Genomic DNA, 22,382 nt, shown 5'->3' with positions numbered 1-22,382 from the left:
CGGAGTGGGCTCCATGCCCGGCACGGACGCACGCGAGGCCGCGAAGACGGTCGCCGGGTCCGTCGAGGAGTTCCCGTATCTGCCCGAGCTGCCCGCCCGCGGGCCGGGCGCCGACATGATCGGGCGGACCATCGGGCTGCTGGTCGAGATGTACGCGCATGTCGAGCCCAGCGGCTGGCGCATCAGTGACCGTCCGGGCCGCGACACCCGGCGTGCCCGCTCCTGGCTCGGCGAAGACCTCGACGCGCTGGAGGAGTTCACCCAGGGATACGAGGGGCCGCTGAAGATCCAGGCGGTCGGGCCGTGGACGCTCGCCGCCGCCCTGGAGCTGCGCAACGGCGAGGCGGCCCTGTCCGACGCCGGTGCCTGCCGGGACCTCGCCGCGTCGCTGGCGGAAGGACTGCATACGCATCTGGCGGATGTACGCCGCCGGGTGCCGGGCGCCTCCGTGACGCTCCAGCTCGACGAGCCCTCGCTGATCGCGGTGCTGCGCGGGCAGGTCGCCTCGGCCAGCGGCTACCGCACGCACCGGGCGGTGGACCGACAGGTCGTGGAGTCCGCGCTGCGGGACGTCATGGGCGTGAGCGAAGGCCCCGTGACCGTCCACTCCTGCGCGCCGGACGTGCCGTTCGCCCTGCTGCGCCGGGCCGGCGCAGCAGGCATCTCGTTCGACTTCGGTCTGCTCACCGAGCGTGACGACGACGAGATCGGTGAGGCGGTCGAGGGCGGCACGAAGCTGTTCGCTGGAGTCGTGCCGTCCACTGACACGGCATTGTCCGACCCTGCGGGTAGCGTCATGGGTGTCAGGACGCTGTGGCGCAGGCTGGGGCTGAATCCGGGGACTCTCGCCGAGTCCGTCGTGATCACTCCCACCTGTGGACTGGCGGGTGCCTCACCGGCGTACGCGCGGGCGGCGCTCGCCCACGGCGTCCGGGCCGCGAGATCGCTCGCAGACAACCCTGAGTAAGGGTGCCGGGGAATCGGGAGGACGAAACGGTGGCTGGCGAACAGCAGACGGGACTGCCCGCAGAGGCACGGGAGCAGCATGCCCTCATCGCCGAGCAGGTCGAGGAGCACCGCTTCCGTTACTACGTGAAGGACCAGCCGGTCGTCAGCGACGGCGAGTTCGACAGGCTGATGCGCTCGCTGGAGGAGCTCGAGGAGCAGTACCCCGAGCTGCGCACACCCGAGTCCCCGACACAGAAGGTCTCCGGGCAGTACGAGACAGACCTGGCGAAGGTCGAGCACCGCGAGCGCATGCTCTCCCTGGACAACGCCTTCGACGAGGGCGAACTGTCCGCGTGGGCCGAGCGCGTCGCCCGTGACGTCGGCACCTCGGACTTCCACTTCCTGTGCGAGCTCAAGGTCGACGGCCTCGCCGTGAACCTCACGTACGAGAAGGGCAGGCTGACCCGGGCGGCCACGCGCGGCGACGGCCGGGTCGGCGAGGACATCACGCCCAACGTCCGCACGATCGCCGACATCCCCAACCGGCTGCGGGGCGACCGCATCCCGGACCTGGTGGAGATCCGCGGCGAGGTCTTCTTCCCGATGGCCAAGTTCCAGGAGCTCAACGCCCGGCGCGTGGAGGCCGGCGAGCAGCCGTACGCCAACCCGCGCAACTCCGCGTCGGGCTCGCTGCGGCAGAAGGATCCCAAGGTCACCGCGACCCTCCCGCTGCACATGGTGGTGCACGGCATCGGCGCCCGGCAGGGCTTCGACATCGACCGCCTCTCCCAGGCGTACGACCTGCTGCGTGAGTGGGGCCTGCCCACCGCACGGCACAACAAGGTCGTGGATTCCCTGGAGGGCGTGCGGGAGTTCATCGCCCACTTCGGCGAGAACCGCCACTCGATGGAGCACGAGATCGACGGGGTGGTCGTCAAGCTCGACGAGATCCCGCTCCAGGGCCGCCTCGGCTCCACCGCGCGGGCGCCGCGCTGGGCCATCGCCTGGAAGTACGCCCCGGAGGAGGTCAACACCAAGCTGGTCAACATCCGGGTCGGCGTGGGCCGTACGGGCCGCGTCACGCCGTACGCCCAGGTGGAGCCGGTCACCGTGGCCGGCTCCGAGGTCGAGTTCGCCACCCTGCACAACCAGGACGTGGTCAAGTCCAAGGGCGTGCTCATCGGGGACACCGTGGTGCTGCGCAAGGCCGGTGACGTCATCCCGGAGATCCTCGGTCCGGTCGTGGACCTCAGGGACGGCAGCGAGCGGGAGTTCGTGATGCCGGCCGAGTGCCCCGAGTGCGGGACGGCCCTGCGGCCCTCGAAGGAGGGCGATGTCGATCTGCGCTGCCCCAATGCCCGTTCCTGCCCGGCCCAGTTGCGCGAGCGCCTCTTCTATCTCGCGGGCCGCAAGTCCCTGGACATCGAGCACTTCGGCTATGTGGCCGCCGCCGCGCTGACCAGACCGCTGGAGCCGGCGGAGCCGCCGCTGCGGGACGAGGGCGACCTCTTCGACCTGACCATCGAGCAGTTGCTGCCCATCAAGGCCTACGTCCTCGACCAGGACAGCGGACTGCCCAAGCGCGACCCGAAGACCGGCGAGGAGAAGATCGTGACGGTCTTCGCCAACCAGCAGGGCGAGGCGAAGAAGAACGCCGTGGCGATGCTGGAGAACATCGCCGCCGCCAAGGAGCGCCCGCTCGCCCGGGTCCTCACCGGCCTGTCCATCCGGCATGTGGGGCCGGTCGCCGCGGAGGCGCTGGCCCGTGAATTCCGGTCCATCGAGCGGATCCGCCAGGCGACCGAGGAGGAACTGGCCGCCACCGACGGCGTCGGCGGCATCATCGCCGCCTCCCTCAAGCAGTGGTTCGCGGAGCCGTGGCACGAGGAGATCCTGCGCAAGTGGGCCGCGGCCGGCGTCCGGACGGAGGAAGAGGGAGCGGGGGAGGACCAGGGGCCCCGCCCGCTCGAAGGACTCACGGTCGTCGTCACCGGGACACTGGAGAACTACACGCGGGATGGCGCAAAAGAGGCCCTCCAGGGCCTCGGGGCGAAAGTGGCCGGTTCTGTTTCGAAGAAAACGGCGTTCGTGGTGGTCGGGGACAACCCCGGCTCCAAGTACGACAAGGCGATGCAGTTGAAGGTGCCCGTCCTGGACGAACAGGGGCTGGTGATTCTGCTCGAACAGGGGCCGGATGCGGCTCGTGAGGCCGCTGTGCCCCCAGAGGCGTGACGGAGGGGGCGTGCGCGGGTCTTGGAGGGGGCTCGTTCGAGGAGCCGAAGGGGGCGCGCGGGGCGGGAATGAGACGCCCCGTGAGGGGTTCCGACGACCGGTACAGGTCACCCGTTCAGCGCATAGCAGATGGATAAGGGTGGCCGGGTCGCATTCGGGCAAGACCTGTAGAGCGCTGCCCGTCGAAGCCAACTGCGGCCTACTGTTGAGACGTGCGCCTGTCGTGCACGGCTGCGTGGTGGGATGTCAGTCGTGGTGGCATGACAACGGGAGCCATCGCGAGGCATCGGCACCGCCGGCTGTGAGAGGGACGGGAATGAAACCGACCGAGAGCGCCGCCCCGGTCTCACGGCCGCGGGGATTCGCGGCCCTGGCCGGCATGACGCCGGGACTGCCCGTCACCGTCGTCACCGGCGCCGCGTTGGTGCTCGTCGCCGGCGTCCTCGACACCGTCCGCGAAGGCCGTGCTCTCTTCCCGGGCTCCACGGCCGGCTGGTCGCTCGCCGTCCTCACCGGAATCATCGTGGGCCACCTCGTCGCCCTCGGCCGCGACCGCTGGTGGGGCGGCACCGGCTCCGGCTCCGCCCTGACCCTCGCCGTCCTGCTGCTGTTCGGCTGGGTTCCGGCCGGACTGGTCAGCCTGGCCGTCGTCGCCCTCGTCGGCGCGGCCCGCACCCACCGCCGGCGGCAAGGTCTGCTGCACGGCTCCGTCGACATCCTCGGCATCGGTGCCGCGGCTCTCGTGCTCGCCCTCTTCGGGGTGACTCCGAGCGTCGAGCAGCCCTGGGAACCACTCGACTGGGGTATCGCTGCCCTGCCCGAAGTGATGCTGGCGGCCACCGTCTATCTCACCGTCACCCGCGTCCTGTTGTGGTACGTGCTCTCGCCCCAGGGCAGCGGGCTGCCCACCATCGCCCGTACGGCCCTGATGCGGCAGGGCCTTGTCGCGGTCGCCCTGCTCGGCATCGCCCCGCTGATCTGCGTCGTCGCCGTCGCCATGCCGCTGATGCTGCCGCTGTTCGCGGTGCCGCTGATCGCGCTGGACTCCACCCTGTGGATCGCCCGGGCCCGGGCGGAGGAGCAGTTGCGCGACCCGCTCACCGGGCTGCCCAACCGGCAGTGGCTGCTGGAGCGGACCTGGGCCGCCCTGGAGGACGCGGAGGGCAGCGGCGCGCGGTCCGCGCTCGTCCTCATCGACCTCGACCGGTTCCGTTCCGTCAACGACACCCTCGGCCATCTCGCCGGCGACCGGCTGCTGCTGCAGATAGCCGAGCGGCTGCGGCTCGCTCTGCCGCGCGGCGCCGAGGCGGCCAGGCTCGGCGGCGACGAGTTCGCCGTGCTGCTGCCGGTCGCCGACTCCACCACCAGTGCCCAGCGCGTCGCCCGCCTCCTGGTCGCCGAACTGTCCTCACCGCTCGACCTGGACGGGCTCACCCTCGTCCTGGAGGCGAGCGCCGGGGTCGCCGTCTTCCCCGATCACGCGCTGGACGCCGAAGGACTGCTGCGCCGCGCGGACGTCGCCATGTACCAGGCCAAGCGGGACCGTACGGGCGTCGAGGTCTACGAATCCAAGCGCGACAGCAACACCCCCGACCGGCTCGGCCTGCTCGGCGATCTGCGCCGCGCGCTGGACGCCGGTGACGTGGAGCTGCACTACCAGCCCAAGGTCCGCTTCGACGGCCATGTGGCGGGCCTGGAGGCCCTGGTGCGCTGGGTGCACCCGGACCGCGGGCGGGTGCCGCCGGACGAGTTCATCGCCATCGCCGAGTCCTCCGGCCTGATGCCCCACCTCACGGAGTACGTGCTCGACACCGCCCTCGCGCAGGTCGCCAAGTGGCGCTCGCAGGGACTGTTCGTCCCGGTCGCCGTCAATGTCTCGCCGCGTGATGTCCACACCCCCGGCTTCGCCGGATCCGTCGCCGCCCGCCTCGCCCGGCACGGCGTCCCGCCGGGAGCCCTCCAGCTGGAGATCACCGAGCACGTGCTGCTGGAGGACCCGCAGCGCGCCGCCGACACCCTCGCCGGGCTCACCGACCACGGCGTGAAGATGTCCCTGGACGACTTCGGCACCGGCTACTCCTCGCTCGTCCATCTGCGCAGGCTCCCCGTCAGCGAACTGAAGATCGACCGCTCCTTCGTGGCCAGGCTCGCCGTGGACAACGAGGACGCGGAGATCGTCCGCTGCACTGTCGACCTCGCCCACTCGCTGGGCCTGCTGGTCGTCGCCGAGGGCGTCGAGGACGACGAGACCTGGGAGCGGCTGCGCGATCTGGGCTGCGACGCCGTGCAGGGATGGCTGGTCGCCGCCGCCATGCCGCCCCAGGAGACGACGGCCTGGCTGCGGGCCAGGGGTGAGCGCGGCTGGCACCGCCATGCGGAGGTCGAGTCCTCGGACGCCGACGAACCATCCGGCCAAGTGGTGCCCTGAAGGGCCGTACACCGGCCTCGACGGGCGCTCAGCCGCCCCCCGGCCCTGATCTGTCCGACGGCACCGGGAGGGCCTGCCGTACCGCTGTGGCCGCTCCTCGCCGGTACCGTGCGACGGCCATGAGCCGTGCCCGGAGCCGGACACCCTCCGGAGGGTGGTGCCCGCCCCCGCCTCGCCTCGCCTCGCCGCCTCGCCGCGCCACCTCCCCCGCGCCGCCCCCGCCTCGGCCCCCGCGCCCGCAGACGCGTCCCCGGCAGCTGTCAGGATGGGCCGCCCGGAGCCCGTGGAGCGGCCCGGACGCGAAACCGTTTCGTGGGCAGCGCCCCGGGCCCCATAGGATTGGGCCAAACCACACACACTCACCCCTGAGGATCGCTGCATGCCTGGCATTACGCGCGAGGAGGTCGCCCACCTCGCCCGGCTGGCGCGTCTGGAGCTGAAGGGCGAAGAGCTCGATCACTTCGCCGGACAGCTCGACGACATCATCGGCGCGGTCGCCCGCGTCTCCGAGGTCGCCGACCAAGACGTACCCCCGACCTCCCACCCGCTGCCGCTGACCAATGTCATGCGCGCGGACGAGGTCCGTCCGTCGCTCACCCCCGAGCAGGCGCTCTCCGGCGCCCCGGCCCAGGAGCAGCAGCGTTTCAAGGTGCCGCAGATCCTGGGGGAGGACTGATCATCATGACGGACATCATCAAGCTCACCGCGGCCGAGATCGCCGGGAAGATCGCCGCCGGCGAACTGACCGCCGTGGAGGTCACCGAGGCCCACCTGGCCCGTATCGAAGCCGTCGACGAGAAGGTGCACGCCTTCCTGCACGTCGACCGCGAGGGCGCGCTCGCGCAGGCCCGTGCCGTCGACGCCAAGCGCGCCGCGGGCGAGAAGCTCGGCCCGCTGGCCGGTGTGCCGCTCGCGCTGAAGGACATCTTCACCACCGAGGGCATCCCGACCACCGTCGGCTCCAAGATCCTCGAAGGCTGGATCCCGCCGTACGACGCCACCCTGACGCGCAAGCTCAAGGAGGCCGACGTCGTCATCCTCGGCAAGACCAACATGGACGAGTTCGCCATGGGGTCCTCCACCGAGAACAGCGCGTACGGCCCGACGGGCAACCCGTGGGACCTGACCCGTATCCCGGGCGGTTCCGGCGGCGGCTCCAGCGCCGCGCTGGCCTCGCACCAGGCCCCGCTCGCCATCGGCACGGACACCGGCGGTTCCATCCGCCAGCCCGCGGCCGTCACTGGCACGGTCGGCGTCAAGCCCACCTACGGCGGCGTCTCCCGCTACGGCATGGTGGCGTTCTCCTCCTCCCTCGACCAGGGCGGCCCCTGTGCCCGCACGGTCCTGGACGCGGCTCTGCTGCACGAGGTCATCGCCGGCCACGACCCGCTGGACTCGACGTCCATCGACGCCCCGGTCCCGGCGGTCGTCGAGGCCGCGCGCAACGGCTCCGTCACCGGCATGCGCGTCGGTGTCGTCCAGCAGTTCCGCGGCGAGCACTACCAGGCCGGCGTCATGCAGCGCTTCGACGAGGCCGTCGCGGTGCTCAAGGAGCTGGGCGCCGAGATCATCGAGCTGGACTGCCCGTCCTTCGACCTCGGCCTGTCCGCGTACTACCTGATCGCGCCGTCCGAGTGCTCCTCGAACCTCGCCCGCTTCGACGCCATGCGCTACGGCCTGCGGGTCGGCGACGACGGCACGAAGTCCGCCGAGGAGGTCACCGCCCTCACACGTGAGGCCGGCTTCGGCGACGAGGTCAAGCGCCGCATCATGCTCGGCACGTACGCGCTCAGCTCCGGCTACTACGACGCGTACTACGGCAGCGCCCAGAAGGTCCGCACGCTCATCAAGCAGGACTTCGACAGGTCGTTCGAGCAGGTCGACGTCATCGTCTCGCCGACGACCCCGACCACCGCCTTCCCGATCGGTGAGCGCGCCGACGACCCGATGGCGATGTACCTTGCCGACCTGTGCACCATCCCGACCAACCTGGCCGGCAACGCGGCGATGTCGCTGCCCGTCGGCCTGGCCCCGGAGGACAATCTCCCGGTCGGACTGCAGATCATCGCCCCCGCCATGAAGGACGACCGGCTGTACAAGGTCGGCGCCGCCGTCGAGGCCGCCTTCGTGGAAAAGTGGGGACACCCGCTGCTTGAGGAGGCTCCGTCGCTATGAGTGCCATGGCCAAGAAAGCCAAGAACTTCAAGAAGTCCAAGTCCGGTCTCTACGTGTCGCTCGGCACCACCGCGTTCGGTGCGCTCAGCGTCGCCAAGCAGGCCAGGCTCGCCCGCCAGGACAACGACACGCTCCGGCTCATCGATGCCGCCATCTCCGCCGCGGCCATCGTGACCGGCCTGGCGATCCTGTATCGCGAGCTGAAGCGGCTCGGCGACGACGACGTCCTGCTGGGCTGAGAGGGAATGTTTCACCGTGACCGTCACTGAACTGGTGTCGTACGAATCGGCCCTCGCCGAGTACGACCCCGTCATGGGCCTCGAGGTCCATGTCGAACTCGGCACCAAGACCAAGATGTTCTGCGGCTGTTCGACCGAGCTGGGCGCCGCGCCCAACTCGCAGACCTGCCCCACGTGCCTCGGTATGCCCGGCTCCCTCCCGGTCGTCAACGCGATCGGCGTCGAGTCGGCCATCAAGATCGGCCTCGCGCTCAACTGCGAGATCGCCGAATGGTGCCGTTTCGCCCGGAAGAACTACTTCTATCCGGACATGCCGAAGAACTTCCAGACCTCGCAGTACGACGAGCCGATCGCCTTCAACGGCTATCTGGACGTCCAGCTCGAGGACGGGGAGATCTTCCGCGTCGAGATCGAGCGCGCCCACATGGAGGAGGACACCGGCAAGTCGACGCACGTCGGCGGTGCCACCGGCCGTATCCACGGCGCGTCCCACTCCCTGCTGGACTACAACCGTGCCGGCATCCCGCTGATCGAGATCGTCACCAAGCCGATCGAGGGAGCCGGCGAGCGCGCGCCCGAGGTCGCCAAGGCGTACGTCGCCGAACTGCGCGAGCTCATCAAGGCGCTCGGTGTCTCCGAGGCCCGGATGGAGATGGGCCAGATGCGCTGCGACGTGAACCTGTCGCTGCGCCCGCACGGCCGGGAGAAGTTCGGCACGCGCTCGGAGACGAAGAACGTCAACTCCCTGCGTTCCGTCGAGCGCGCGGCCCGCTTCGAGATCCAGCGGCACGCCGCGGTGCTCGGCTCCGGCGGCACCATCGTCCAGGAGACCCGCCACTTCCACGAGGAGGACGGCTCCACGACGTCCGGCCGTGTGAAGGAGGAGGCCGAGGACTACCGGTACTTCCCGGAGCCCGACCTCGTCCCGATCGCTCCGCCGCGTGAGTGGGTCGAGGAGCTGCGGGGGTCCCTGCCCGAGCTGCCGCGGCTGCGCCGCAACCGGCTGCGCGAGGAGTGGGGTGTCTCCGAGCACGACATGCAGTCGATCCTCAACGCCGGTGCGCTCGATCTGATCGTCGCCACCGCCGACGCGGGCGCCCCGGCCGACCAGGCCCGTAAGTGGTGGATGGGCGAACTGGCCCGTAACGCCAACGAGTCCGGCCGTGCGCTGGACCAGCTGCCGATCACTCCGGAGCAGGTCGCGCGCGTCACCGCGCTCGTCGCTTCCGGCGATCTGAACGACAAGCTGGCCCGCCAGGTCATCGAGGGCGTTCTCGCGGGCGAGGGCGACCCGGACACCGTGGTCGAGAAGCGCGGCCTGAAGGTCGTCTCCGACGAGGGCGCGCTGGGCACGGCCGTCGACGAGGCGATCGCCGGCAACGCGGCCGTCGCGGACAAGATCCGCGGTGGCAAGGTGGCCGCGGTGGGCGCGCTGGTCGGCGCGGTCATGAAGGCCACCCGAGGCCAGGCGGACGCGGCTCGCGTCAAGGAGCTCATCCTGGAGAAGCTCGGCGTCACCGAGGGCTGATCGACACCCTCCTGCACCATCCCAGGCGGCCCGCACCGAACGGTGCGGGCCGCCTCGGCGTCTCCGTCGCCGGCACGGAGGCCCGCGGTCGGCAGCTGCCCCGGGTCAGTTGCGTATGCCCAGGCCCGGCAGCAGCAGCTCGCCGCGGTCCTTGCAGCTGGCGTCCCGGGCCCGCAGTTCGTTCGGCAGTTTCGTGCCCCGGGCTCTCAGCTCCGCCAGCGCCAGCCGCGCGGCCTCCGCCGCCTCGGGCCGCTCGGGCTGCGGGAACTCCGCCTGCCACCAGCCTCGGTCGCGGGAGTGCCAGCCGCGGGAGAACATCAGCCGGGCCCGCTCCGGGCTGTCCTCCCCGTCCCGGTCGTCGACCGAGACATGCAGCCCGTCCTGCAGCGAGTAGGAGATCTGGAGCTGGCGGCCGCGGTCGGCGCCGCTGGTCAGGGAGAACCCGGCCCAGTCGCCTCCGACCTGTACGGAGAGCTGCTCGATCCAGGCGGTCAGCAGCAGCCTCAGGGCGCTCTCGAAGTGTTCGAGGCTGGAGGCCATCCGCCCGCCGGGCCGCTCCACCGGACGCTCGCCGGGACCACTGCGATCCAGCTGCCAGACGTACGGCAGCAGGTCGAAGTCGTGCTGCTCGTCCGCCGACCAGGCGCCGCCCCACTCGAAGGTGCGGCGCTCCTCGCTCTCCAGGTATTCCGTGGGGTGGACCGACAGCTCGGCGTGGTGCCGGGTCGCCGAGAGGAGGACGGTCCTCGCGGCGTCCCGCCAGCGGACATTGGGCCCGTCGGCCGAACCGCCGTAGAGCGTGGGCTCACCGATCCGGGCGACGATCGTGTCGTACACCTCCCGGAACGTCTCCCGCCGCTCCCGCAGCGAGGCGCTCGGGTCGTAGGCGAGCACGGGCACGGGAACGCGGCCGATGTACCCCGCGGGCGCGTCGTGCAGCGCCAGCGCGAAGTCCGCGGCTTCGCAGGGGTTAAGGATCGGCTGATTGGTCCCCGTGGTCTCCATGCCGTCCATCGTGCCAGTCGCCGCAGACAACACCGGGGGTGCGCAGGCGGATTTACGGTTTCCGGACGGCGCGGATTCGCCCCCGGGACACCGGCCGGACGCGGGCGTACAGGTCACGGCCCTCTCCCGTCCGGCCGGGAAGCGCCGCACAGCCCACGCAGCGGGATCGGAGTCCCGCGGACCTGGCGAGAATTCGCGGTGCCGAGGGGACGGGCACGGCCCGTCGGCAGGGGGAGGGCCGGCACGGGACCGTTCACCACGGCGCCGTCCGTGGGTCTTCCCCAGGTCATCCGGCCCGATTACGGTCCCCGGCAGCACCGGAATCAGGAGGATCACGTGACCACTGACATGTCACGGCGGCGTCTGCTCGCCCTCGGCGGAGGCGCCATCGGCGCCGCGGCGGCCGGGTCGTTGCTGCCTCCGTCCCTGCAGGCGGCACTGGCCGCCGAGCCTCCTTCCGGCGGGATGCGGGCGATCAGGCATGTCGTCGTGCTGATGCAGGAGAACCGGTCCTTCGACCACTACTTCGGCGCGCTCCGCGGTGTCCGCGGCTTCGGCGACCGCAACGCTGTCGAGCTGCCCACCGGAGGGTCCGTCTTCGAGCAGCCGGGACCGAACGGCAGCGCCGTGCTGCCCTTCCCGGTACGCGAGGCCGCCGAGGCACAGCAGAAGGACCTCCAGTACATCGGCGCACTCGACCACTCCTGGAGCGGCGGCGCCAAGGCCTGGGGCGGCGGCTGGATGAACAACTGGGTCTCCGCCAAGTCGGCCGCCACGATGGCGTACTACGACCGGCGTGACATCCCGCTGCACTACGAACTCGCCGACACCTTCACCGTCTGCGACGCCTACCACTCCTCGATCCACACCTCCACCAGCCCCAACCGCAACCACCTGTGGAGCGGGAGGACCGGCTTCGAGGCGGACGGGACGCGGGCCGTCGACAACGACGCCTACGACGAGGGCACCCACCCCGGCTACGACTGGGGCACGTACGCCGAACGTCTGGAGCGGGCCGGGCGCAGCTGGAAGACGTACACCGAGTGGGAGAACTTCACCGACAACCAGCTGGAGTTCTTCACCACCTTCAAGGCCGTGGCCCGCAAGGCGCTCGCCCGGACCGGCGGCCACACCTTCATGGAGTCGTTCTACGCGGCCGTCCGCGACACCGACGACACCGCCGAACGCGAACGGCTGCTCGGCCTGCTGGAGGAAGGCGTCGCCGCGCTCTCCCCCACCGAGCGCCGGCTCTTCGAGCGCGGGCTGCGGCGCGTGCCGACCGGCACCCTCGCCGAGGAGTTCGCACGGGACGTTGCCGCGGGCACGCTGCCCGACGTGTCCTATCTCGTCCCCTCCGCGGTCGACTCCGAGCACCCGAGCGTCTCCTCGCCCATCCACAGCGCCACGATCGTCTACAAGATCCTGGACGCCCTCGGCAGGCATCCCGAGGTGTGGCGGCACACCGCCCTGCTCATCAACTACGACGAGAACGACGGCTTCTTCGACCATGTGCCGCCGCCCGTCGCTCCCCCCGAGATCACCGAGGAGCAGTGGCAGGGCAAGCCCACCGGCCTCGGCATCCGGGTGCCGATGCTCGTCGTCTCGCCCTGGTCCGTCGGCGGATACGTCTGCTCCGAGGTCTTCGACCACACCTCCGTGATCCGCTTCCTGGAGGAATGGACGGGCGTACGGGAGCCCAACATCGGCGCCTGGCGTCGCACGGTCACCGGCGACCTCACCTCCGCGTTCGACTTCCGCCGGGGCAGGCCGCAGCCGGACGTCGAACAGCCCGGCGCCATTCCGGCGTTCAGCGGCCGCTGGCAGCCGAAGCCCCCGCAGGTCCAGCGGATGCCGGAGCAGGAGCCGGGCAGCCGGCCCGCGCGGCCGCTGCCGTACCAGCCCGATGCCCACGGCCGGGTCACCGGCGGCTCGTTCACGGTCGCGCTCAGCAACAGCGGCCGGTCGAGCGCGCACTTCGCGCTCTACCCGTACGCGGGTGAGTTCCCCGTCCCGCAGCACAAGGACGTCCGGGGCACGGCGCGCTGGACGGTCCCCCTCGCCGGGGACGCCTACCGCTTCACGATCACCGGACCCAACGGCTTCCGCCGTGAGTTCGCGGGCACCGCCGAAGGTTCCGCCGCGCTCACCACGCAGGTCGACCACCACGACCGGGATCTCCACCTCGTGCTGCGCAACGCGGGCAGCAGGCCGGTCACCTTCACCGTCCGGCCGCTGGCCTACGTCGACGAGGCCGACCTCGACGACTGGACCCGCTCCCTCACGGTCAAGCCCGGCCGCAGCCGCACCGTCGTCCACTCGGCGGCCGACGCGCACGGCTGGTACGACATCGAGGTGACGGCCGACCGCGAGCCCGCGTTCCGCCGCCGGTTGACGGGTCATGTCGAGAACGGCCGTGCCAGCGTGTCGGGGTGAGCGCACACGCCTGTGAGTAAGCCCACGAAAGGGGCAAAGGATCACGATCGGCTGTCAGAGTGTTGCCTTGTAGGTCATGAGTTCTTTGCGGGCTGTTCCCGGACAAAGATCCACGAACCATCCGGGGAGCAGTCCGTTGGCAGCCATTGCCCGTTGGTGCGTCGCGCACCGGCTCGTCGCCGTACTCCTCTGGCTGTTCACCCTCGGGGGCGCCGCCGCCGCCGCGGGGTTCGCGGGCTCCGCGTACTCCACCGACTACGACGTCCCCGGCACCGAGTCGGGCCGCGCCACGGCGCTGCTCGACGCCGGCTTCCCCGGCCGGGGCGGCGACTCCGACACCGTCGTCTGGCACACCGAGGACGGCAGCGTCCGGGCCGCCGAGGTCCGGCAGCGCATGTCCCGGATGCTCGGTGAGGTCGCCGGGCTCGACGGAGTCGCCGCCGTCACCGGCCCGTACGGCTCCGAGGGCGTGGGGCAGATCAGCGAGGACGGACGCACCGCCTTCGCCACCGTCGTCTTCACGCAGAAGGCCGACGGCATTCCGCTGCCGCAGATCGAAGCGGTCGTCAACGCCGCCGAAGCCGCCGAGACGGACACGGTCCAGGTCGCGCTCGGCGGCAGTGCGGTCGTCCGCACGGAATCGGCGTCGCCGGGGCATGCCGCCGAGGTCGTCGGGGTGGCCGTCGCGGCCGTCGTCCTGTTCCTCGCCTTCGGCTCCCTCGCGGCCAGTCTGCTGCCGATCGCCACCGCCCTGGTCTCCGTCGGCACGGCGTACGCGGGCATCGTCCTGCTCGGCCATGTGATGACCGTCGCCGACTTCGCGCCGATGCTCGGGCTGCTGATCGGGCTGGGCGTCGGTATCGACTACGCGCTGTTCATCGTCACCAGACACCGCACGGGCCTGCGCCGCGGGCTGCCGGTCGCGGAGGCAGCCCACAACGCCGTCGCCACCACCGGGCGAGCAGTGGTCTTCGCCGGCGCCACCGTCTGCATCGCCCTGCTCGGCATGCTCATCCTGCGGCTCGACTTCCTCAACGGCGTGGCGATCGCCGCATGCCTCACCGTCGTTCTGACGGTGGCCGCCTCGGTGACCCTGCTGCCCGCCCTGCTGTCCTTCATCGGCATGCGCGCGCTCGGCGCACGCGAACGGCGCCGACTGGCCAGGCGCGGCCCCCGGCGAGAACTGCCCTCCGGGTTCGCCGCCCGCTGGTCCGCGTTCGTGGAACGCCGGCCGAAGCTGCTGGGAGGCGTCGCGGCCGTCGTCATGCTGGTCCTCGCGGTTCCGACCCTCTCGCTCCACCTCGGCACCTCGGACCAGGGCAACAACGCCTCCACCGCGACCACCCGGCAGGCGTACGACCTGCTCGCCGACGGGTTCGGCGCAGGCGTCAACGGACCCCTCACCCTCGTCGCCCGCCTCGACAGCGCCGACGACCGGCTCGCGATGAACACCCTGGCGGGCACCCTGCGCGGCACGGAAGGCGTCGCGTCGGCCGGTCCCGTGACGTACAACGGCAGCGGCGACACGGCCCTGCTCCCCGTCGTACCGGAGTCCGCGCCCCAGTCGAAGGCCACCAGCGAACTCGTGGACCGGCTGCGCGACGACGTCCTGCCGGCCGCCACCGACGGCACGTCGCTCGCCGTGTACGTCGGCGGAGTCACCGCGAGCTACGACGACTTCGCCGACATCATCGTCGGCAAACTGCCCCTCTTCGTGGGCGTGGTCATCGCCCTCGGCTGTCTGCTTCTGCTGCTGGCGTTCCGCTCGGTCGGCATCCCCTTGAAGGCCGCCGTGATGAATGTGGCCGCCGTCGCCTCGTCCTTCGGCATCGTCGTCGCCGTCTTCCAGTGGGGCTGGGGCAGTGAGCTCCTGGGACTCGGCCGGGCGGGCCCCATCGAGCCCTTCCTGCCGGTCATCATGGTCTCGGTGCTCTTCGGACTCTCGATGGACTACCAGGTCTTCCTGGTCAGCCGGATGTACGAGGAGTGGCTGGAGACCGGCGACAACTGCCGGGCCGTGCGCGTCGGGCTCGCCGAGACCGGCCGGGTGATCAACTCCGCGGCCGTCATCATGATCTCCGTCTTCCTCGCCTTCGTCCTCAGCGGCGACCGGGTCATCGCGATGTTCGGCATCGCGCTCGCGGCGGCCGTCGCCCTGGACGCCTTCGTCCTGCGCACGCTGCTGGTGCCCGCCCTCATGCACCTGCTCGGCGGTGCCAACTGGTGGCTCCCCGGCTGGCTCGACCGCCGGCTGCCGAGGATCAGTATCGAAGCCCCCGACATCCGTTCGCATGCGAGGATCCCAGGGCAGCGCACGAGCGAGGACGGGCAGCTCGTGCCATGACGGGCAGCTCGTGCCATGACGGGCCGAAGGAGCTCCGATGTTCGCGATATCCCTGGGCGACGAGGCGGCGGAACTGCGCCCCCTGGAGCCGTGGCAGGCCGAGGAGTTCCTCGCCCACATGGACCGCGGGCGTGAGTTCATCGGTGAGTTCATCGCCCTCGCCGCCGCGGCCACGGACCTCGATTCGGCCCGGGCCTTCCTGCACTCCTACGCGGAGAAGCAGGCGGCGGACGGCGGACGGATCTACGGCATCTGGCTGGACGGGACGCTGGTCGGCGGTGTGCTCTTCCGGGTCTTCGACGCCGCCCTGGAGTACTGCGAGGTCGGCTGCTGGCTCGAACCGGCGGCCGTCGGCAAGGGGCTCGTCACCCGGGCGGTCCGGTTGCTGATCGACTGGGCCGTGGTCGAGCGGGGAATCCACCGCGTCGAGTGGATGGCGGCCTCCGGGAACACCGCGAGCGTCAATGTCGCCAAACGGCTCGGGATGACGCGGGAGGGCGTGCTGCGGGACGCGTTCCCCTACCGGGGAGTACGGCACGACATGGAGGTCTGGTCGGTCCTGGCGCCGGAGTGGCGGGAGCTGCGGAGCCGCTGACCGGCCGTGCCTTCCCGGCCGGCCGTGCTTGTTAAGGGGACTCTCAGACAAGCCGCCTAGCGTGCGCCCCATGAACCCCACCGAAACCGACAAGACCACCGACAAGACGACGCAGCCGGCGGCGGCCGGCACCGGCGCTGTCGACACGAAGGCCGAGGACACGGCCGTCGCGGCCCCCGGGACGTCGGAGAAGACCGCAGGTACGACCGCGGAGACCGTGGGGGACGAGCACGACACCGCGGTCTTGGACGACATCGACGACGAGCGGCCGGATGCGGACGGCGACGGACCGACGCCGCGTGCGTCCTCCGGCCTCGTCGCGTCCGCCGGAGCCGTCTTCGCGGCGGGACTGGGCGTCGTCGGCCTCAGCGGCAGCTGGATCGGCCGGGTCGCCGCCGAGCGGCAGACCCTGATCGGCCAGATCAAGACGTCCCAGGGCGGCTCCCCGGCCGACCAGATCTCCGCGATCTACGGCGACGCCTGGCACACCACCGCCCTCAGCAACGGCGTCTTCGCGCTGCTCGCGCTGATCATCGGGCTCGTCGTCCTCACCCGGCCCCGGAAGTCCGGCTGGGTACCCGCCGTCGCCGTGGCCGGAGCCGCACTCGGCGCCCTCGGACTGATCGTGTCCATCGGCATGTACTTCGACATCATCCTGGCCCTGCCCAGCGCCGGGTCCTGAGCCCCGGGCAGCCACCCCGGGGCACCGGGCACCGGTAAATCCGGTGCCCCGAACCCCTGCCGGGTGTTCCCCTGTGCGGATGGACCATGAGGAAGCACTCCGGCTGTTCGACCGCAGGCTCCGTCGGCGCACCGGCGCCGACGGGCCACAGGCCCGGCTGCGGCGGGCCGGCGACGTGATCCGGGAGAGCGGCTCCGACGACGACTGGCACGGCGTCGTCTGGTCGGGTCTCGACGCCGCCACCGCCGACGCGGCCATCGCCGCACAGATCGCGTACTTCACCGCGCTCGGACGCGACTTCGAGTGGAAGCTGTACGCCTACGACCGGCCCGGCGACCTCGGTGCCCGGCTGCGGGCCGCGGGCTTCACGCCCGAGCCCGAGGAGACGCTGATGGTCGCCGAGACCGCCGCTCTTCCGGCCCCCACCACGCTCCCCGACGGCATCCGGCTCGTGGAGGTCACCGACCCCGCGGGTGTGGAGCTGATGGCCGAGGTGCACGAGCAGGCCTTCGGCACCAGTGCGGCGAAACTGCGCGACCAGCTCCTCGCACAGCTCTCGCGGACACCCGACACCGTCCTGATGACCCTGGCCATGGCCGGTGACGTGCCGGTCTGCGCGGCCCGGATGGAACTGCACCCCGGCACCGGGTTCGCGAGCCTGTGGGGCGGCGGCACCCTCGAGGCCTGGCGGGGCCGCGGCATCTACCGTGCGCTGGTCGCCCACCGCGCCCGCCTCGCCGCGGCGAAGGGCTACCGCTACCTCCAGGTCGATGCCTCGGACCAGAGCCGCCCCATTCTTGAGCGGCTCGGATTCGCCGTCCTCACCACCACGACGCCCTACCTCTACGAGCAGCGCGTCCACCCGTCGCGACCGGCCGTCTGAGGCCCCTCGCAGCGCGCCCTGAGGCGGTACGCGAGCGGGCCTTAGGCCTTACCCGACGGCCGTACGGCCCGTCTAAGGCCCCCGCCCCGGCGAAGATGCGGCACTCTCCCGATGTGAGCGACCCCCCTGGGGGACGAGATTGGTGGCACGGCGGAAAGCCGGCAGGACCACCGAAGAATCCGACCAGGGAGTACGAGATGTTCGAGTACGAGATCGCATCGATCCGCCGGGCCGAGCTCATCCGGGAGGCCGAGACCGAGCGCCTGGTGCGCCAGGTGCGACTGGCCCGCCGTGCCGCGAGGCGGTCGGCCAAGGACGGGGAGGGGCCGGTGAGCCGGCTCAGGGAACACTTCGTCCGGGCCGCCTGAACCGGCCGGGCCGTCCGACCGTGACCGTCGTACCGATCAGGGCCGAGGGCAGGGCCGCAGACAGGGATCCCGCCGCGTTGTCGGAGCCCTGTGCGATGCTCGGCACCGTGGAGACCATGTCCGTGAGTCCGGTGTTCGTGGGGCGTGCGGGGGAGTTGTCGGTGCTCACCGACGCGCTCGCCCGCGCGGCCGGCGGCGGTGCCTCGGGGAGCCCCGCGGGCGAGCCGCAGGCTTTGCTCGTCGGCGGTGAGGCCGGGGTGGGCAAGACCCGTCTCGTCGAGGAAGTGCTCGCCGAGGCGTGCCGTCGCGACGCCGTCGTGGCGGTCGGGGGATGCGTCGAGATCGGCGCGGACGGGCTGCCGTTCGCGCCGTTCTCGACGGCGCTGCGCGCCCTGCACCGGCAGCTGCCCGAGGAGCTGGCCGCCGCGGCCGCGGGCCAGGAGCACGAACTGGCGCGGCTGCTCCCCGAATTGGGGGAGCGTCACGAGCGGAGCCGGCACGACGAGGAGGGCATGGCGCGTCTCTTCGAGCTGACCGCCCGGCTGCTGGAGCGGATCGCCGCGGACCGCACGGTCGTCCTGGTGCTGGAGGACATGCACTGGGCCGACGCGTCGACCCGTCATCTGCTCGCTTATCTCTTCCGCACGCTGCGGCGCGGCCGGCTGGTCGTGATCGCGACCTATCGCTCCGACGATGTGCACCGCCGCCATCCGCTGCGGCCCTTCCTCGCCGAGCTCGACCGTATGCGGACCGTGCAGCGCGTCGAGCTGACCCGGTTCAACCGCGGTGAGGTGCACCGCCAGCTCGCCGGAATCCTTGCGGCGGAACCCGAACCGGCCATGGTGGACCGGGTGTTCGAGCGCTCCGACGGCAACGCGTTCTTCGTCGAGGAACTGGCGCGCAGCATGGCCGACCGCTGCCCGAGTCTGCCCGACTCGCTGCGGGACATCCTGCTCGTGCGCATCGAAGCGCTGCCCGAGGACGCCCAGCGGGTCGCGCGCATCGTCGCCGAGGGCGGCTCGACCGTGGAGTACGGGCTGCTGTTCGCCGTCGCCCGGCTCTCCGAGGACGACCTGATCGAGGCCCTGCGGGCCGCCGTTGGTGCCAACATCCTGCTGGCCACACCGGACGGCGACGGCTACCGCTTCCGGCACTCCCTGGCCCGCGAGGCCGTCAGCGACGACCTGCTGCCCGGCGAGCGCTCCCGGCTCAACCGGCGCTACGCCGAGGCGCTGGAGGCCGATCCCACGCTCGTACGCGACGAGGAGCGCGTCATGCGGCTGGCCAGCTACTGGTACCACGCGCACGACGCCGCCAAGGCCCTACCCGCGGTGCTCGCCGCCTCGGTCGAGGCCCGCCGCCGCCATGCCTACTCCGAGCAACTGCGGCTGCTGGAGCGGGCGATGGAGCTGTGGGACAGCGCCCCCGCCGATGTACGGGCGGCGCTGCGGCCCCTGGACTACGCGGAGGCCTACCCTCCGTGCGGCGGCGACCCGCAGACCACACCACTGCGCTTCCTCGATCTGATGGCGGAGGCCGCGGTCGCCGGGCGCCTGTGCGGCGAACGCGAGCGAGCCCTGAAGATCACCAAACGGGGGCAGCGGCTCGCGGAGGCCGATGACGACCCCCTGCGCGGCGCCTGGTTCTCCCTCCAGCGCTCCCTGCTGGTCTCCTCGCTGGGCCGCGGCGACGGCTGGGCCGAACTCGCCGACGCCCAGGAACTGGTGCGCGGACTGCCGCCGTCCCCGGTGCACGCGGAGGTGCTCGCCGAGGCGGCCAGTTGGGGCATGGTGCACGCCCCCGGCCCGGGGAGTCTGGCGACCGCCGAGCGCGCCGTCGAGTACGCCCGCATGGTCGGCGAGGAGGACAACGAACTCCGGGCCCGGCTGACACACGGCAGTCTGCTGGTCGACGCCGGTCATGTCGACGAGGGGCTGGCGGAGATGTACCTCGTCAAGGAGCGTGCCGTGCTTCTCGATCTGCCCTCGCTCATCGGCCGCACCCATGTGAACCTCCCGTCCGTACTGGAGGGCATCGGCCGCTCGGCGGAGGCGGTGGACGTGCTCACCGAAGGCGTCACGCTCTCCCGCAAGTACGGTCTGTGCGACACCGAGGCGTGGATGCTCGGCAACCTGGCCGAGTCGTACCAGTCGCTCGGCCGCTGGGACGAGACGCTGGAGGCCGCGGAACGGGCCCTGCGGATCGGGCTCAGCCCCAAACCCCGGGGCTACGCGGCCACCCGGCTCGCGACCCTGGCCCTGGCCCGCGGTGACACGGGGAGGGCCACGGAGCATCTGGAGGCGGCGCGCGCCCACTTCGGGCCGCACGACCCCATGCCGCAGAGCTCACTCCCGCTGGACGTGATCGCACTGGGCATCGCGGCGGCGCAGGGACGGGTCACGGAGGCGCGGACGGAGTTCGAGCGGGCGGCAAAGGCCGGCTTCCCGCCGGGCACCCAGAGGTATGCCTGGCCTCTGCTGCGCGCGGCGGCCACGCTGGAGGCCGACACCCGTGGCCTGCCCGCGGCGGCACCGGGCCGCGCCGAGGCCCTGGACCGCATCCGCAAGGCGGCCCGCACCCTGGTCACCGCCGTCCCCGTCTGGACGGCCCACGAGCGGTGGGTACGGGCCGAACTGCTGCGCGCGGGCGGCCAGGACACGGCCGCCGACTGGGAAGAGGCCGGCGTCGCCTTCGAGGCCGTGGACTTCCCCTACGACCTGGCACAGGTCCGCGTGCGCTGGGCGGAGTCCCTGCTGCCCTCGGACCGCACCCGCGCGGCGACACTGCTGCGCGAGGCTGCGGAGACGGCGCGGGGGCTGTGCGCCCGTCAGCTCTCCGAGGACATCGCGCTGCTCGCCCAGCGTGCCCGGATCTCCCTGGCCGACGCCCCGCCCACCGCCCCGGCCGCGACTCCGGCCGCCCCTGGCCCGGTGTTCGGTCTGACCCGCCGCGAGGAGGACGTCCTGCGGCTCGTGGCGGCGGGACGGAGCAATCGCCAGATCGCGGAGGAGCTCTATATCTCGCCGAAGACGGCGAGCGTGCACGTCTCCAACATCCTGGCCAAGCTGGGCGTCTCGGGCCGCGGCGAGGCGGCGGCGCTGGCACACCGCCTGCGCCTGTTCCCGACGCCGGACGAGGACCAACCGGCCTCGGCCTGAGCGGGCCGTGGCGCTCGGCCTGAACGGGCCGTAGGGCTCGGCCTGAACGGTCAAGGCTCGGCCTGAACGGCAAGGCTCGGCTTGCACGGGGCGGGCCGTCGAGGCGCCCGGTGGGCGCCCCGGGGGTGCCCGCGCCCGGGGCGGGTGGTGGGGCGCCCCCGGGACGCCGCTACGTGGCGCCTATGTGACGTCCACCTTGAGGATCTTGTCGTCGCCCGCCGCGGGCGTGCCCCTGTTGTCCGTCTCGCTCGTCACCAGCCAGAGATCGGAGCCGCCCACCGCGAGCACGGTGCGCAGCCGGCCGTGTTCCTCCTCCAGGAACGACTGCGGGTCCGCCGAGGCTTTGGTGCCCGCCAGCGGGATCCGCCAGAGCCGCTCGCCCCGCAGCCCCGCCATCCAGATCGAGCCCCGCGCGTACGCGATACCGCTCGGGGACGCCTCGGACGTCTTCCAGACCGCCACCGGCTGCACGAAGCCGGACCCGCCGCCCTTGCCCTCGACCTCCGGCCAGCCGTAGTTCTTTCCCGGCTCGATCAGATTCAGCTCGTCCCAGGTGTTCTGCCCGAACTCCGATGCCCACAGCCGCTTCTCGGAGTCCCAGGCCAGCCCTTGCACATTGCGGTGCCCCCACGAGTAGACGACCGAGTCGGCGTCCGGATTGCCGTGCACCGGCTGCCCGTCCGGGGTCATCCGCAGGATCTTGCCGCCCAGCGACTTCTTGTCCTGCGCGAGCCCCGTCTCACCCGTCTCGCCCGTGCCCGCGTAGAGCATCTTGTCGGGGCCGAACGCGATCCGTCCGCCGTTGTGGATGGAGCCCTTGGGAATGTCGCGCAGCACCGTGTCCGGGGCCCCGAGCTGCTGGCCGGGCGGCTTCCGCTCGTCGTACAGCATGCGGGCGATGCGGTTGTCCGACGCGGTGGTGAAGTACGCGTACACCTGGTGGTCGGAGGCGAAGCTCGGGGAGACGGCGAGGCCCAGCAGCCCGCCCTCGCCCTCCGGGGAGACACCCGGCACCGAGCCGATCTCCGTCTGCTTCCCGGTCTCCACGTCGACGCGGGTGACCGTCCCCTGGTCGCGCGAGCCCACCAGCAGGTCGCCGTCCGCCAGCGCGGCCACGCCCCAGGGGGACTTGAGGTTCTCGGTGAGCGTGGACACCACCTTCGCCGAGCCCTTCGCCGGAGGCGCGGAGGGACTCGCCGCACCGCCGGACGCGGACCCGGTCGGGGCCGGTTTCGCGGTCGCCCCCGACCGGTCGCCCGGGGGCGTGCCGTCATCGGACGAGCACCCGGCGGTGAACACCAGGAGGGCAGCGGCCAGCACGGCCGTCACTGCGGGACGTGGCACAGGACTGATCCTTTCGACGG

Annotated in this window: 16 protein-coding genes; 14 read left to right on the top strand and 2 right to left on the bottom strand. The window is 71.7% G+C overall.

Annotated elements, in window-relative coordinates:
* The first annotated feature begins 13 nt into the window (after positions 1-13).
* The 7 genes from RPQ07_RS11085 (at position 14) to gatB (ending at position 9,550) form a co-directional block, all read left to right on the top strand.
* Entirely contained in the window at positions 14-967 is a 954-nt protein-coding gene (locus RPQ07_RS11085) for a methionine synthase (RefSeq protein ID WP_413777832.1), read from the top strand.
* 29 nt (positions 968-996) lie between these two features.
* A complete protein-coding gene (ligA, locus tag RPQ07_RS11080) occupies positions 997-3,180 on the top strand; it encodes an NAD-dependent DNA ligase LigA (RefSeq protein WP_313943936.1) in 2,184 nt (727 codons plus the stop codon).
* A 316-nt stretch (positions 3,181-3,496) separates the two neighbouring features.
* Positions 3,497-5,608 carry a bifunctional diguanylate cyclase/phosphodiesterase gene (locus tag RPQ07_RS11075; protein WP_313943935.1) on the top strand — a complete coding sequence of 704 codons (2,112 nt, stop codon included), beginning with the start codon at positions 3,497-3,499 and terminating at the stop codon, positions 5,606-5,608.
* Between the two features lie 379 nt (positions 5,609-5,987).
* Positions 5,988-6,284, top strand: a complete 297-nt coding sequence (gene gatC, locus RPQ07_RS11070; RefSeq protein WP_015036350.1) for an Asp-tRNA(Asn)/Glu-tRNA(Gln) amidotransferase subunit GatC — start codon at positions 5,988-5,990, stop codon at positions 6,282-6,284.
* Between the two features lie 5 nt (positions 6,285-6,289).
* Positions 6,290-7,783 (top strand): Asp-tRNA(Asn)/Glu-tRNA(Gln) amidotransferase subunit GatA, encoded by a 1,494-nt coding sequence (gene gatA / locus RPQ07_RS11065; RefSeq protein WP_313943934.1) that lies wholly within the window; start codon positions 6,290-6,292, stop codon positions 7,781-7,783.
* Positions 7,780-8,022 carry a hypothetical protein gene (locus RPQ07_RS11060; RefSeq protein ID WP_313943933.1) on the top strand — a complete coding sequence of 81 codons (243 nt, stop codon included), beginning with the start codon at positions 7,780-7,782 and terminating at the stop codon, positions 8,020-8,022. The genes gatA and RPQ07_RS11060 overlap by 4 nt, the downstream gene beginning before the upstream one ends.
* Positions 8,023-8,038: 16 nt before the next feature.
* On the top strand, positions 8,039-9,550 hold the full coding sequence (gene gatB, locus RPQ07_RS11055; protein ID WP_313943932.1) for an Asp-tRNA(Asn)/Glu-tRNA(Gln) amidotransferase subunit GatB: 1,512 nt from the start codon (positions 8,039-8,041) through the stop codon (positions 9,548-9,550).
* Between the two features lie 105 nt (positions 9,551-9,655).
* Here gatB and RPQ07_RS11050 read toward each other — a convergent pair whose 3' ends face one another.
* Positions 9,656-10,555 (bottom strand): hypothetical protein, encoded by a 900-nt coding sequence (locus RPQ07_RS11050; RefSeq protein WP_313943931.1) that lies wholly within the window; start codon positions 10,553-10,555, stop codon positions 9,656-9,658.
* A 336-nt stretch (positions 10,556-10,891) separates the two neighbouring features.
* Here RPQ07_RS11050 and RPQ07_RS11045 point away from each other — a divergent pair, with 336 nt between their 5' ends.
* The 7 genes from RPQ07_RS11045 to RPQ07_RS11015 all read left to right on the top strand — a co-directional run bounded on the left by RPQ07_RS11045 (position 10,892) and on the right by RPQ07_RS11015 (position 21,018).
* The gene (locus RPQ07_RS11045) at positions 10,892-12,988 is read left to right on the top strand and encodes a phosphocholine-specific phospholipase C (RefSeq protein ID WP_313943930.1); all 2,097 of its coding nucleotides are present in this window, start codon (positions 10,892-10,894) and stop codon (positions 12,986-12,988) included.
* Positions 12,989-13,124: 136 nt separating this feature from the next.
* Positions 13,125-15,332 (top strand): MMPL family transporter, encoded by a 2,208-nt coding sequence (locus tag RPQ07_RS11040; RefSeq protein WP_313943929.1) that lies wholly within the window; start codon positions 13,125-13,127, stop codon positions 15,330-15,332.
* 37 nt (positions 15,333-15,369) lie between these two features.
* The gene (locus RPQ07_RS11035) at positions 15,370-15,927 is read left to right on the top strand and encodes a GNAT family protein (protein ID WP_313943928.1); all 558 of its coding nucleotides are present in this window, start codon (positions 15,370-15,372) and stop codon (positions 15,925-15,927) included.
* Between the two features lie 70 nt (positions 15,928-15,997).
* A complete protein-coding gene (locus RPQ07_RS11030; protein WP_313943927.1) occupies positions 15,998-16,609 on the top strand; it encodes a hypothetical protein in 612 nt (203 codons plus the stop codon).
* Between the two features lie 79 nt (positions 16,610-16,688).
* Positions 16,689-17,492, top strand: coding sequence for a GNAT family N-acetyltransferase (locus RPQ07_RS11025; RefSeq protein ID WP_313943926.1), 804 nt, complete (start codon positions 16,689-16,691; stop codon positions 17,490-17,492).
* A gap of 197 nt (positions 17,493-17,689) precedes the next feature.
* Complete coding sequence (locus RPQ07_RS11020; RefSeq protein ID WP_313943925.1) at positions 17,690-17,860, top strand: hypothetical protein; 171 nt, start codon at positions 17,690-17,692, stop codon at positions 17,858-17,860.
* 95 nt (positions 17,861-17,955) lie between these two features.
* Positions 17,956-21,018, top strand: a complete 3,063-nt coding sequence (locus RPQ07_RS11015; protein ID WP_313948858.1) for a helix-turn-helix transcriptional regulator — start codon at positions 17,956-17,958, stop codon at positions 21,016-21,018.
* Between the two features lie 180 nt (positions 21,019-21,198).
* Here RPQ07_RS11015 and RPQ07_RS11010 read toward each other — a convergent pair whose 3' ends face one another.
* Positions 21,199-22,362 carry a PQQ-dependent sugar dehydrogenase gene (locus RPQ07_RS11010; protein WP_413777725.1) on the bottom strand — a complete coding sequence of 388 codons (1,164 nt, stop codon included), beginning with the start codon at positions 22,360-22,362 and terminating at the stop codon, positions 21,199-21,201.
* Positions 22,363-22,382: the final 20 nt, after the last annotated feature.

The organism is Streptomyces sp. AM8-1-1 (genome assembly GCF_032229325.1).
Lineage (GTDB): Bacteria > Actinomycetota > Actinomycetes > Streptomycetales > Streptomycetaceae > Streptomyces > Streptomyces achmelvichensis.
This window is presented reverse-complemented; position numbering and strand designations above follow the sequence as displayed.

Coding starts and splice junctions, on each gene's coding strand:
- RPQ07_RS11085 (WP_413777832.1), top strand. CDS start 14: ATGCCCGGCACGGACGCACGCGAGGCCGCGAAGACGGTCGCCGGGTCC.
- RPQ07_RS11075 (WP_313943935.1), top strand. CDS start 3,497: ATGAAACCGACCGAGAGCGCCGCCCCGGTCTCACGGCCGCGGGGATTC.
- gatC (WP_015036350.1), top strand. CDS start 5,988: ATGCCTGGCATTACGCGCGAGGAGGTCGCCCACCTCGCCCGGCTGGCG.
- gatA (WP_313943934.1), top strand. CDS start 6,290: ATGACGGACATCATCAAGCTCACCGCGGCCGAGATCGCCGGGAAGATC.
- RPQ07_RS11060 (WP_313943933.1), top strand. CDS start 7,780: ATGAGTGCCATGGCCAAGAAAGCCAAGAACTTCAAGAAGTCCAAGTCC.
- RPQ07_RS11050 (WP_313943931.1), bottom strand. CDS start 10,555: ATGGAGACCACGGGGACCAATCAGCCGATCCTTAACCCCTGCGAAGCC.
- RPQ07_RS11035 (WP_313943928.1), top strand. CDS start 15,370: ATGTTCGCGATATCCCTGGGCGACGAGGCGGCGGAACTGCGCCCCCTG.
- RPQ07_RS11030 (WP_313943927.1), top strand. CDS start 15,998: ATGAACCCCACCGAAACCGACAAGACCACCGACAAGACGACGCAGCCG.
- RPQ07_RS11025 (WP_313943926.1), top strand. CDS start 16,689: ATGGACCATGAGGAAGCACTCCGGCTGTTCGACCGCAGGCTCCGTCGG.
- RPQ07_RS11020 (WP_313943925.1), top strand. CDS start 17,690: ATGTTCGAGTACGAGATCGCATCGATCCGCCGGGCCGAGCTCATCCGG.
- RPQ07_RS11015 (WP_313948858.1), top strand. CDS start 17,956: ATGCTCGGCACCGTGGAGACCATGTCCGTGAGTCCGGTGTTCGTGGGG.